Raw genomic sequence first — 12,387 nt, 5'->3', positions numbered from 1 at the left:
CACCAACACTTAAACCGGAGACGGGCGAAGCGGCTGGCAATGGGGCTGTCGGACATCGCCGCGGGGATCGAGGTGGTCGACGAGCAGCGCGACTCGGGGGTGGCGACGGTCGACCGGACGGCGGACCCGCTCGCCGAGCGACTGGCACCCTTCGCCGACGAACTGCCGTGCACGCCCGAGGAGGCCGCGACGCTCGTCGACGCCTACGCCGAGGGCAAGAGCGTCGGTGCGAGTTCGCGCGTCGCCGGCGTCGCCCCCACAGACGGCGCGAAGACGCTCCACCTGTTCGGCGAGTCGGTGTCGCCCGTCGGGCCGATGGGCCGGGAGATCGTCGGCGACTGGCTCGCCGGGGAGCTGGCCCGGACCGAGGCCGTTGAGCTCGCTGGCGTCTCGGACCAGGCGTTCGCACTGGCGGCGTACGTCGAGACCCACGATCCGATCGAGGGGGCGATGGAAGCCGTCGAGGGAGCCCTCTCTCTGGACGGCGACGGCTCGGTGGCCAAACGCGACGAACTGGGCGAGACGATGGACGGCCTCGGCGAGCCGGGGCGTTTCTGACCGAATGCCGCCGGAGGAAATCGGTCAGAAATAACCGACAATTTCATCTCGACCCGGTCCGAAGCGAGTGCAATGGCACGACTGGAGACCGTCCCCGTCGAGGAACTGGAGGCTGCCCTCGAAGGCGCCGACGGGCGCAAGGAGGTGACGCGGCTGCTGGTGGCGATTATCTACAAGCGAGGGCCCTCCGTGCCGATGATCGCGGAGTGGCTCGACGTCCGCGAACAGACGATCTACCGGTGGTTCGACCGACTGGAGGAGGAACCGATCGACCGGGCGGTCCGGGACCGACAGCGCCCCGGGCGACCGCCCAAACTCGACGCCAGTGACCGCGAGGCGTTCCGCCGGGCCGTCCGGGATCCGCCCAGCGAAGCCGGGTTCGACAGGCCAGCGTGGACCACCGAGCTCGCCCGACGGTTCCTCGAAGACGCGCTCGGGGTCGAGTACTCCCGGCGCCACGTCCGGAGACTGCTGAAAGACGCCGGCCTCCGCCGCCAGACCCGACAGCGGCCGGCCGAGGCCGCCGACCGGGACGAACGCACCGAGTTCTGGGAACCGGTCGACCGGTGAACCGGCTGCCGGAGCGGCACCGTCGCTGGATCCGATCGACCGAGAACACGGGATAGCACCGGGACACCGACCGACTGGACCCGATCGAACACGGGCCCGGGCGGCCGACTGGTCGACCGGCGTGTCCGTGGTCCGCTGGTCGCCCGGGGCAGTGACGGTCCGCTGGTCGCCCGGGGCAGTGACGGTCCGCTGGTCGCCCGGGGCAGTGACGGCCCACTGGTGGGCCGGGGAGCGACGGTCCGCTGATAGGCCGGGGGGCGGCGGCCCGCACACATCTCCGCGACCCGGCCTGCACCGGCCAGATTTTCTATACGGTTACTTCTGTCCGATAATTCTCGCGAGCGGGACGCACAGCCACCAGTGAGCGACGCCTCGTCCCGGAGCCGGACTGGCGAATAACAGACATATGTCTGTAATTCCGGTGGCGCACTATCGGGGCCCGGTCACGCCCGGCCCGTCCTGGTGCGCGTCCGAACGGTTTCGCGAGGCGGGGAGGCGATGGACGGCGTACGGCGGCGAGAGTCGCGGCGGCCACGAGAGGGTCCGTTCCCACCTGTCGAAGGACGTGTCCGTTCGACGGTTGCGGGGGGCCAGGACGGGGCGGGGCGGGGCGGGGCAGGGCGAGGCGGGGCGAGGGCGAGGCGGGGTGGGGTGGGGTGGGGTGGGGCGAGGCGGGCCGGCCAGAGACCAGGGGCAGTACGCCGCTCCGGCGCGGACGGTCGCCGGTCACGGGAATCCCTTGTCGTAGGGTTTGATGCGCGGGGTTTCCCCCTCCACGTCGGCGATGTACGCGAGCAGTCGTTCCCGGAGGTCGTCGGCGACGTTCCGGTAGGACGGGCGGCCGGCGAGATTCACCGACTCCTCGGGGTCGCGCTGCAGGTCGTAGAGGTACCGCTCGACGTACAGGTCGCTCGATCGCTCGCTGCTCCCGCCGCGCCAGCCGGTCATCGAGGGCGCGGCGACGGCGTACTTCCAGCGGTCGGTCCGGAGCGCCCGACCGACCTGCGACTCGCTGATCTGGACGAACGCCTCGCCGTCGGCGTCGGGTTCCTCCCGGCGAACGACCGGGAGGAGACTGTCACCGTGCATCGCGTCGGGGACGTCGACGCCGGCGGCGTCGAGCAGCGTGGGCGGCAGGTCGACGAGGCTGGTCACCCGCTCGATGGTCCCGCCGTTCCGGAATCCGGGGCCCGAGAGGATCGCGGGCACGCGGACGGCCGATTCGTGCGGCGTCCGCTTGTACTCGCCGGGCCGCGTGCGGAAGTGACAGCCGTGGTCCGCGGTGTAGGCGAAGACCGTGTCCTCGCGGAGCCCGCGCGCGTCGAGGGCGTCGAAGAGGTCGGCGACGCACTCGTCGATCCGTTCGACGATCCCGTAGTAGTCGGGGAGCTCCCGGAACCACTCGCCGGGCCGTCCCTGCAGGTCCGGCGGGACGTAGGGGTGGGTCTCGTGGTGCTCGGCGTAGCCGTCCGGGGCGACGAAGGTCCACAGCTCGTTCTGGTCGTGTGGCTCCAGATACGAGACAACCAGGAAGAACGGCTCCGAGAGCGCCTCGAGCCCCTGGATGGCGAAGTCGGTGAACGCGTCGACGCGGTAGTCGTCGAACTCGACGGCGTTCCCGTCGGCGTCGTAGAGGTGGCCCTCGTTCGGACTGGTCGTGAACTCCGGAACGTCCGCCGCGATCCAGAAGTCGTCGTAGCCACCCCGTTCCTCCGGGGGCACGGGCTCGTCGAACGTGCTGGCGAGGTGCCAGTTACCGACGTAGCCCACGTCGTAGCCCGCCTCCGCGAACCGGTGTGCGAGCGTCAGCTCGTCCGTGGGGAGCGGCGTCGACCCCTGCCAGACGCCGGTCTCGGTGGCGTACTTTCCGGTCTGGAAGGACGCACGAAACGGCGTGCAGAGCGGCTGGGGTGAGATGGCGCGGTCGATCCTCGTCCCCCTCGCCGCGAGCCCGTCGAGCGTCGGCGTCAGGTCCATCGGGTTGCCGTACGCGCCGACCGTGTCCCAGCGCTGCTGGTCGGTCACCACGACCAGCACGTTCGGCGGGGCGGCGTCGTTGTCCATACGTCCCCGCAGTCTCCGGAAGGTCTTGTATGTAGCCCCACGGGAGGGACGCGCCGGTGGCGCTACAGCCGGCTCTCGATCGACGCGGTGGTGCTGCCGACCAGACTGGCGAAGTCCGCCTCGATGGATTTCTCGGTCATCCGGTCGGCCGGTCCGGAGACGGTCACCGCTCCGATCGCGACGCCGTCGTCGACGATGGGGTTCGCGACGCAGTGCTGGCCCGAGCGGTACTCGCCCTTGTCGTTGGCCAGCCGCCGGTCGCGGACCCGGCGGAGTTCCTCGTCCAGTGCCTCGCGGTCGGTGATCGTCGCGTCAGTCATCTCGGGGAGCCCGTGACGCTCGATGATGCGATCGCGTTGCTCCTCCGGCGTGTACGACAGGATCGCTTTCCCGCCGGCGGTCGCGGTCAGGGGCACGCTCTCGCCCTCGCGAATGTCCACGTCGGGCCGGCCCTCGTTGCTGACCCGGTGGACGTAGACGCCGTAGCCGTGTTCCGGGATCATGATGCTCGCCACCTCGCCCGTCGCGTCGGCGAGCTTCTCGAGGGGATCGTAGGCGATCTCGTACAGGTCGAGGTTCAGCCGCGCGTTCGTGCCGAGTCCGAGAAACCGGACGCTGAGGCGGTACTCGTCGCCGTCACGGACCACGTAGTTCACGTCCCGGAGCGTCGAGAGGTGTTTGTGGACGGTCCCCTTCGCCAGGTCGAGCTCCGCGGCCAGGTCGGTCAGCCGAGCGCTCTCGTGGCGGTCGAGCGCCTCCACGATCCGGAAGCTCGTCACCGTCGTCTTCGCCGTCCGCCCGTCGAACGACGACGGCGGGGGGATGGGTGTCTCGTCCATACCTCGATCCTCGGTATCCAGCCCCATAGTTGTTCACATATTATGAACGGCGTCGCGGGAGCGAGCGGCCGCGGCGGCCGAATCGGCCGATTTTCGCCGCCTCACGAACGAGTCGGAACTCGGCGGCGTCTCGTTGTTCATACATCGTGAAGAAAAAGCCGCGTCGATGCCCGGCGTTTCAGTCGTCGGCGGCCGCGGACACGCGGGGTCGCCCGTCGTCGAGATCCGGGAGATACGCCTCGTTCGCCTCGATGAGTTCCTCGGTCATCTCGTGGATCTCGTCGAGCGTACAGGAAGCGGCCGTGAGCGGGTCGAGTTTGAGCGCCTGGTGGATCTTCTGGCGGTCACCTTCCAGCGCACCCTCGACGGCGAGTTCGTACACCGTCGTGTGCTGGCGGTCCAGGGCGGCGACCTCCGAGGGGAGTTCGCCCACCGAGCAGGGGTGGAGACCGGCCCCGTCGGCGAACACCGGGACCTCGACGCACGCGTCCGACGGCAGGTTCTCGATGGCGTCGTCGTGATTCGGGACGTTGAGGTTGAACCGCCGCGGCGTGTCGGTCTCCAGGGAGTGGATGAGCCGCGCGGCGTACTCCTCCGAGCGCTCGACCGCGACTTCGTCGAGGTCGACGGCCATCTCCGGGCTGTCGCGCTCCTCGGAGCGCTCCTTCCAGCCCTCGAGGTACGTCGCCGTCGCCATCCGTTCGGCGTAGTCCGTCCCGGCCAACTCGTCGATGACGTCCTCGTCGGTCCGGAAGTACGGGACGTACTCGCTCATGTGGTGGCTGGACTCCGTCGGGAAGTACCCGAAGTGGCGCATCATCTCGAAGCGGACCGTGTCCTTCCGGTAGGTCTCCTCGTCCTCGTAGGCGGCTTCGAGCGCCGGGTACACCGACTCGCCGTCGTGTTCCGCGGTGAGGAACCACGCCATGTGGTTGATGCCCGCGACCCAGTAGTCCAGTTCCTCCTGCGGGACGTCGACGTACTCCGCGATGGCTTCTGCCGTGTGCGGGACCGAGTGACAGAGGCCGACGACCTCGACGTCGGTCGCCTCGTAGACGGCCTTGCAGACGATGGCCATCGGGTTCGTGTAGTTGAGCAAGAGCGCGTCGGGACACAGCTCCTCCATGTCCGCGGCGATGTCGAGCATCGTCGGGATCGTCCGGAGGCCGCGGAACACGCCGCCGGGACCGGTCGTGTCCCCGATCGCCTGCTCGACGCCGTACTTCTCGGGGATGCGGATCTCGTTCTCGAAGGGCTCGGTGCCGCCGACGTTGATCATGTTGAGGACGTAGTCGGCGTCGTCGAGTGCTTCACGGCGGTCGGTCGTCGCCTCGACGGTGGCGTCGAGCCCCTCGTTCTCGACCATCGCGTCCGCGACCTGGCGCGTCTGTTCCAGTCGGTGTTCGTCGATGTCCATCAGCCGGATACGGCTGTCGGACAGCGTCTCGTAGGAGAGGATGTCGCCGACGAGATTGGTGGCGAACACCATACTACCGGCTCCGATGAACGTAATGGTTGGCACAGGTAGGTATGAAGAACAATACTATATAAATGCTTTCGTGCTTTAAAAATGCCCGTCGATCCGGGCCGGAGAACGCCGGACAACGCGTCTCAAGTCGCGTCAGGGGGACGTATGGTGGGATTCGGGTCGCGAACCCAGGAAAGCTTTAAGTACCTGTATCAGGAGTATCCGGTCATGGGTGACCTCGAGATCGAGAAGCTGCAGAAGGTGTTCCACGACGACGACGGCGACGTCGTCGCCGTGGACGACTTCGACGTCGACGTCGAAGACGGCGAACTGATCGTGCTGGTCGGCCCGTCGGGCTGCGGGAAGTCGACGACGCTCCGGTGCGTGGCCGGGCTCGAATCGCCGACGAGCGGGCAGATCGTCCTCGACGGCGAGGACGTGACCGACAAGAAGCCGAAGGAGCGTGACATGGCCATGGTGTTCCAGTCCTACGCGCTGTACCCGCACATGACCTCGCGGGAGAACATGGCCTTCGGCCTGAAGATGACGACCGACCTCTCGAAGGCGGAGATCAGAGAGCGCATCGACGACACGGCGGAGATGCTGGGCATCCGCGACCTGCTGAACAAGAAACCGGACGCGCTGTCGGGCGGCCAACAGCAGCGCGTCGCGCTCGGGCGGGCCATCGTTCGCGAGCCCGAGGTGTTCCTGATGGACGAGCCGCTGAGCAATCTCGACGCGAAGCTACGGACGCAGATGCGGACGGAACTCCAGTCGCTCCAGCAGGAACTCGGCGTGACGACGCTGTACGTCACCCACGACCAGACCGAGGCGATGACGATGAGCGACCGCATCGCCGTCCTCGACGGCGGCAAACTCCAGCAGATCGGGACGCCCCTGGAGTGCTACCACGAGCCGGCCAACCGGTTCGTCGGCGGGTTCATCGGGTCGCCGTCGATGAACTTCTTCGAGGTCGAACTGGACGAGTCCGGCGAGGCCCCCGCGCTCGTCCACGGCGGCTTCAGGTACGAACTCGACGAGGCGATCCACGCGGACATCCGCGGCCACGGGGACCGCTTCACGCTGGGCATCCGCCCGGAAGACATCGAGGTCGTCGCCCCCGAGGAGCACAACGCCATCTCGACGACGGTCGAGGTGACCGAACCGCTCGGCGAGGTGACCTACGTCTACATCGACATCGACGGCCAGCAGTACACGGCCACGCTAGAAGGCGACCTGGTCATCGACCCCGGACGCACGCTCACGATCCGCTTCCCGAAAGACCGGATCCACGTCTTCGACGGGGACACCGGCGAGGCACTCCGGAACCGCGCGCCCCCGGAAGACGACGAGTTCGAGGCGCTGGTCGGCATCGAAGACGCCGGCGGCGCGGAAGTCGGCGTCGAGTGACCGCGGCACCGCATAATATAATAAATGCGAAGAAAAGTATAAATAGAAATAACTGCACGTGGACGATAGGCGTTAATTATGCACGACTCAGACGCACCAGGGACGACGAGGCGGTCGATAGTCAAGACGCTCGGTATCGGCGCGACGGTGGGACTCGCCGGTTGTAGCGGTGGCGGCGGCGACGGCGGCGACGGCGACGGCGGAAGCAGCGGTGACGGTGGCGACGGCAGTGACGGTGACACCGGGACCACCCAGAACACCGACAAGGCGCTGATGTGGGAGTACGGGTTCCCGAACGAGGAGGGCGCAGAGCCCATCTGGAAGAACGCGTTCACGGAGAACTACGAGGACCGCACCGGCCAGGCGATCGAGATCGGGCGGTTCTCCTACGAGGACATGCGCCAGAAGTTCCTCACCGGCGCTCGAACTGGTGACCCCGACGCCATCGAGGGCGTCCTCAGCCACCTGACGGAGTACGTCAAGGCGGGCCACCTCGAATCGCTCGACGGCTGGGCGGAGGAGCTCGAACACTACGACGGCTTCGTCGAGAGCGCGCTCGACGCCTGCCGGTACAAGGGCAAGCTGTACGGCCTCCCCTACGAGGGCAACGGCCGCGCGTTCATCGTCCGGAAGGACATCCTCGACGAACTCGGCCAGGACATGCCGGAGACGACCCAGGAGATGCACGAGATCGGTCGGATGGTCAACAAGGAGGTCGACGGCGTCACCGGCTTCCACAACTGCACGAAAGACGGCAGCGTCCGGGCCTTCCAGGAGTTCATGAGCAGTGTCTACCAGTTCACCGACAACCTCTACGTCCCTGACGGCGACTCCTGGAAACTCAACATCGAGGCCGAGGCGCTCGGGAAGATCCTCGACGACTACTACTACCAGATCTACGCGGCCGACAACCCTGTCGGCACCCCCGACGACCTCGGGACCGGCTGGCAGACCAACGACCCCGGCTACATCAACGGGAACTACGCGTTCATCGAGTGCGGGACGTGGCTCCGTGGCTGGACGAGCGGGGAGAACATCGACAGCACCGAGGAGGCCGAGGACATCCTCGACAACAAGACCCGCGTCACCCACATCCCGCGCAGTGAGGGCGGCGAGAAGGGGACCTTCCTCGAGATCAAGCCGGTGATGGTCAACAGCCACTCCGACAACAAACAGAAGGGCAAGCAGGCCATCGCCGCCTGGACCGAACCGGACACCCTCGAAGGGATGGCCGAGGACTCGCCCGGCAAGGCGATGACCCCGGTCCACGAGGACATCGAGTCTACTATCGACAACGACGACTGGGCACCGTTCACCGAGGTCTTCAAGACCGGTCGCGCGCTGGCGAAGATCGCCTGGGGCCCGGTCCGACAGGAGTTCTACCCGCTCATGCAGGAAGTCGCCTACGGCCGAACCGACCCCTACGAAGCCGGCGACCAGCTCCACACCGCGCTCAAGGGCCTCGAGAGCGACCTGTAGGCTCACACGACACCCTCGAATCATGGCAACACCCACGAAATCACGAGTCCGCCGCTACGGGACCGAGTTCAAGTCTTTCCTCTCTGAGACGTGGCTCGGGTACGCGTTCGTCATTCCGGCGACGCTCCTGCTCGCGGTCATCATCGCCTACCCGACGCTCCGGGGTATCCAGCTCGCCTTCTATCAGGCGTCGCTCCTCAATCCCGGACAGATGCAGTTCATCGGGCTGGAGAACTTCGCCCGACTGCTGAGAGACACCACGTTCCACGAGGCGTTGTGGCACACCGTCCTGCTGACCGGCCTCGCCGTCTCGCTCCAGTACCTGCTGGGGCTCGGGCTGGCGCTGGTCCTCAAGGAGAAAGTGCCCGGCGCTGGCGTCTTCCGGAGTCTGTCGATGGTGACCTGGGTGATGCCCGTCATCGTGATGGTCATCATCTTCCGTTTCCTGGTCCAGAACGGATTCGGGCCGGTGAACATCATCCTCGGGAACCTGGGGATGGAGACGACCTACTGGTTCGGTGAACCGGGCGTCGCGTTCCCGCTCGTCGTGTTGATGCACGTGTGGCGAAACGTCCCGTTCTACGCCATCGCCTTGCTCGCGGCGATGAAGTCCATCCCCGTCGAGCAGTACGAGGCCGCGCGGCTCGACGGCGCGGGCCCGCTCCAGCGGTTCCGCTACATCACCCTGCCGCAGATCTCGTACGTCTCGATGATCATGATCATCTTGCACGTGACGTTCACGTTCAAGAACTTCGACATCGTGTTCCTGGCGACCGGCGGCGGGCCGCTGGGCAACACCGAGGTGCTTGCGACCTACGTCTACAAGCAGGCGTTCCAGCAGTACGCGCTCGGCTACGGCGCGAGCATCGGCGTCGTGATGCTCGTCATCATGCTGGTGTTCACCGTCGTCTACGTCCACATGGAGGAGACCGACTAATGGCGACCGAAACCGACACTCGAGACCAGACGCGAGACCTGAACTACGCCCAGCGGCTGGACGCGTGGCTGGACGAAGACATGTCGCCCCGGCGTGCGCTCTTCGTGTACCTCGTGCTCGGGCTGTACTTCTCGTTCCTGCTCCTGCCGGTGGTGTACATGGCGCTCGTGTCGTTCACGACCCAGGAGTTCCTGTTCTCGCCGGCGCTCATCCCGTCGCTCGGCGACCTCTCGCTGGACAACTACGCGACGGTGCTGTCGCAGGGCGAGTTCCAGACGTACTTCGTCAACTCGGTGATCGTGTCCACGTCGACGACGCTGACGGTGCTGGTCGTCGGCATCTTCGCGGGCTACTCGATGAGCCGCTTCGAGTACCCCGGTCGCGGGGGGCTGCTGTACGCCTTCCTGTCGACCCAGATGCTGCCGGTCGTGCTCATCCTTATCCCGTTCTACCTGCTCATGTTCAACCTGGGCCTCATCGACTCGCTGCTCGGGATCATCGTCGCCCACTCGGTCATCGGCATCCCGCTGGGGACGTGGCTCCTCAAGGGCTACTTCGACGACATCCCCGAGTCGCTCGACGAGGCCGCCAAGATGGACGGCTGCTCGGAGTTCGACCTGCTGTGGCGCATCCTCGTCCCGCTGGCGATGCCCGGCATCGCCGTCGCGGGGTTCTACACGTTCATCCTCTCGTGGAACGACTTCCTGCTCGTGTCGGTCCTCTCCCAGACGGCGGCCACGCGGACGCTCCCGTTCGGCCTCCAGCTGTTTCAGTCGCAGAACGCCGTCGCCTGGAACCTGCTCATCACCGCCGCGGTCATCACGATGATCCCCGTCATCCTGCTGTTCGCCGTCGCCCAGAAGTGGGTCGTCGAAGGACTCGCCAGCGGCGGCATGAAGGGCACCTGAGCGGCGGGCGTTCTCCGTTTCTCTCTATTGTCCGAGACAAGATAGGTTCCGCGGTGGCCCCGTGACGTTCGATCCGATAGACGTCATATAATTCTGCTTTAACCTGTGCTTTCATACCATATCTTATATATTTTCAACCGCGGCTTCCGCCACGACTGCGCCGGCGGTCGAGGGGCGACAGCAGGAAGTGACGTCTCAGTCCCGGAAGGCCCCCGATTCACGGACTGCTCACCGAGATCGCGTGCCGTCGCCGAACGACGGAGGGATCGCGGGGGTCATTCGCCCCGCGTTCGAACCACAGGGCCGTTGTGATCGGTCGGTCGCTGCTGATCCCCCGGATCTTGCTCCGCACGCGTGCGGTACGTCCGGTCCGGCTGGGCACGGATACCGTCGGGCCGTCTCCACTCGGTCACGAGCGGTCTGCCGACCCGAATTCCCGGATTTAATAAAGATTATATACATTTAAGAAAACAGACTTGATAGCGCTATCGATCGGATATCGCTCCCTCGAATCCGGTCGATCAGACGTGTCGGGAATTCTTCTTAACTGCCGCCAGCGATCGGCAGCGCGAGCCGACCGGCGGCGAAGTGACCGGCGATCGGACTGGATCGAACGCGGCGAGCGATCGCTCGGTCTGCGATCCCGCGGCCGGTTCCGGTGTCGGAACGGAGGGGCGGAGCCGTGTCGGCGAGGCGAACCCGTTCGGGCCGCACAGTGGGGAGAAACCGGCAGGCGCGTCCCACCTCGGTACGCCTTTGGGCGACGAGCGAGAAGGCGCGTGCATGAACCACGACCGGTCACGGGACCTCTACGATCGCGCGCTGTCGGTCATGCCGGGCGGCGTCAACTCCGCCGTGCGGGCGGCCATCGAGCCCTACCCCTTCTTCGTCGAGCGGGGCGACGGCGGCCACGTCGTCGACGCCGACGGCAACCGCTACGTCGACTGGGTGATGGGGCTGGGCCCGCTGCTGTACGGCCACGACCTGCCCCAGCCGGTCGAGTCGGCGATCCAGTCCCGCGTCAGCGAGGGACCGATGTTCGGCGCGCCCACCGAGATCGAGGTCGAACACGCCGAGTTCGTCACTCGGCACGTCCCGAGCGTCGAGATGATCCGCTTCGTCAACTCGGGGACCGAGGCGACCGTCTCGGCCTGTCGGCTCGCCCGCGCCGCGACCGGCCGGGACAAGATCGTCGTCATGCAGGGCGGCTACCACGGCGCCCAGGAGACCACCCTCGTCCAGGGCGAGTACGACGACGTCGAGCCCTCCAGCCCGGGCATCCCCCAGGAGTTCGCCGAACACACGCTCGCGGTGCCGTTCAACGACGAGGAGGCCGCCCACCGGGTCTTCGAGGACCACGGCGACGACGTCGCGGCCGTCCTCGTCGAGCCGATCCTCGCGAACATGGGCGTCGTCGCACCCGTCGACGGCTACCACGAGACGCTGCGCGACCTCACCGAGGACAACGGCGCGCTGCTGGTCTTCGACGAGGTCATCACCGGCTTCCGCGTCGGCGGCCTCCAGTGCGCCCAGGGGAAGTTCGACATCGAACCCGACCTGACGACCTTCGGCAAACTCATCGGGGGCGGGTTCCCCGTCGGCGCCATCGGCGGCCGCTCGGACCTCGTCGAGCAGTTCACCCCCTCGGGCGACGTGTTCCAGGCCGGCACCTTCTCGGGTCACCCCGTCACGATGGCCGCCGGCCTCGAATCACTGCGCTACGCCGCCGAACACGACGTCTACGACCACATCAACGACCTCGGCGAGCAGTTGCGGACCGGTCTGCAGGAGATCGTGCGCGACCAGGCGCCCGAGTACACGGTCGCCGGCACCGAGGGGATCTTCAAGGTGCTGTTCACGCGGGAAGCGCCGGACACCTTCGAGGACCACTGCGAGGGCGGCTGTTCCCAGCGACCCGACTGCCCGCGGTACGACGTCTGCCCGAAGAACGCCGCGGACGTCGCCGCCGGCCAGACCGACCGCTGGCGGCGCGTCTTCTGGCAGGAGATGAAAGAACAGGGTATCTTCCTCTCGCAGAACCAGTTCGAGGCGCAGTTCGTCACCTACGCCCACACGGAGGACGACGTCGAGGAGACGCTCGAAGCGTACAAGACGGCGCTGTGACGACGACGTGACGGCGCTGTGGCGGTGACG

At 66.8% G+C, this 12,387-nt stretch carries 10 protein-coding genes; 7 read left to right on the top strand and 3 right to left on the bottom strand.

Annotation, left to right across the window (positions count from 1 at the left end; all coding sequences use genetic code 11):
• Positions 1-39 precede the first annotated feature (39 nt).
• A complete protein-coding gene (locus ACMGFE_RS11985) occupies positions 40-558 on the top strand; it encodes a DUF7858 family protein (RefSeq protein ID WP_436925433.1) in 519 nt (172 codons plus the stop codon).
• 72 nt (positions 559-630) lie between these two features.
• Positions 631-1,128, top strand: a complete 498-nt coding sequence (locus ACMGFE_RS11980) for a helix-turn-helix domain-containing protein (RefSeq protein WP_436925432.1) — start codon at positions 631-633, stop codon at positions 1,126-1,128.
• Positions 1,129-1,854: 726 nt separating this feature from the next.
• Here the strand turns inward: ACMGFE_RS11980 and ACMGFE_RS11975 are convergent.
• The 3 genes from ACMGFE_RS11975 to melA all read right to left on the bottom strand — a co-directional run bounded on the left by ACMGFE_RS11975 (position 1,855) and on the right by melA (position 5,553).
• Positions 1,855-3,192 (bottom strand): sulfatase family protein, encoded by a 1,338-nt coding sequence (locus ACMGFE_RS11975; RefSeq protein ID WP_436925431.1) that lies wholly within the window; start codon positions 3,190-3,192, stop codon positions 1,855-1,857.
• Positions 3,193-3,254: 62 nt separating this feature from the next.
• Entirely contained in the window at positions 3,255-4,031 is a 777-nt protein-coding gene (locus tag ACMGFE_RS11970; protein ID WP_436925430.1) for an IclR family transcriptional regulator, read from the bottom strand.
• 178 nt (positions 4,032-4,209) lie between these two features.
• The gene (gene melA / locus ACMGFE_RS11965) at positions 4,210-5,553 is read right to left on the bottom strand and encodes an alpha-galactosidase (protein ID WP_436925429.1); all 1,344 of its coding nucleotides are present in this window, start codon (positions 5,551-5,553) and stop codon (positions 4,210-4,212) included.
• A gap of 174 nt (positions 5,554-5,727) precedes the next feature.
• Between melA and ACMGFE_RS11960 the strand changes: the two genes are divergently transcribed.
• The 5 genes from ACMGFE_RS11960 to hemL all read left to right on the top strand — a co-directional run bounded on the left by ACMGFE_RS11960 (position 5,728) and on the right by hemL (position 12,357).
• Positions 5,728-6,909 carry an ABC transporter ATP-binding protein gene (locus tag ACMGFE_RS11960; protein ID WP_436925428.1) on the top strand — a complete coding sequence of 394 codons (1,182 nt, stop codon included), beginning with the start codon at positions 5,728-5,730 and terminating at the stop codon, positions 6,907-6,909.
• A 78-nt stretch (positions 6,910-6,987) separates the two neighbouring features.
• The gene (locus tag ACMGFE_RS11955) at positions 6,988-8,388 is read left to right on the top strand and encodes an ABC transporter substrate-binding protein (RefSeq protein WP_436925427.1); all 1,401 of its coding nucleotides are present in this window, start codon (positions 6,988-6,990) and stop codon (positions 8,386-8,388) included.
• Between the two features lie 22 nt (positions 8,389-8,410).
• Positions 8,411-9,325: a carbohydrate ABC transporter permease gene (locus ACMGFE_RS11950; protein WP_436925426.1), complete on the top strand. Its 915-nt coding sequence runs from the start codon at positions 8,411-8,413 to the stop codon at positions 9,323-9,325.
• The gene (locus ACMGFE_RS11945) at positions 9,325-10,233 is read left to right on the top strand and encodes a carbohydrate ABC transporter permease (protein ID WP_436925425.1); all 909 of its coding nucleotides are present in this window, start codon (positions 9,325-9,327) and stop codon (positions 10,231-10,233) included. The genes ACMGFE_RS11950 and ACMGFE_RS11945 overlap by 1 nt, the downstream gene beginning before the upstream one ends.
• A gap of 783 nt (positions 10,234-11,016) precedes the next feature.
• A complete protein-coding gene (hemL, locus tag ACMGFE_RS11940) occupies positions 11,017-12,357 on the top strand; it encodes a glutamate-1-semialdehyde 2,1-aminomutase (protein ID WP_436925424.1) in 1,341 nt (446 codons plus the stop codon).
• Positions 12,358-12,387: the final 30 nt, after the last annotated feature.

Source organism: Halosimplex amylolyticum, from assembly GCF_051414035.1.
Taxonomy (GTDB): Archaea; Halobacteriota; Halobacteria; order Halobacteriales; family Haloarculaceae; genus Halosimplex; species Halosimplex amylolyticum.
This window is presented reverse-complemented; position numbering and strand designations above follow the sequence as displayed.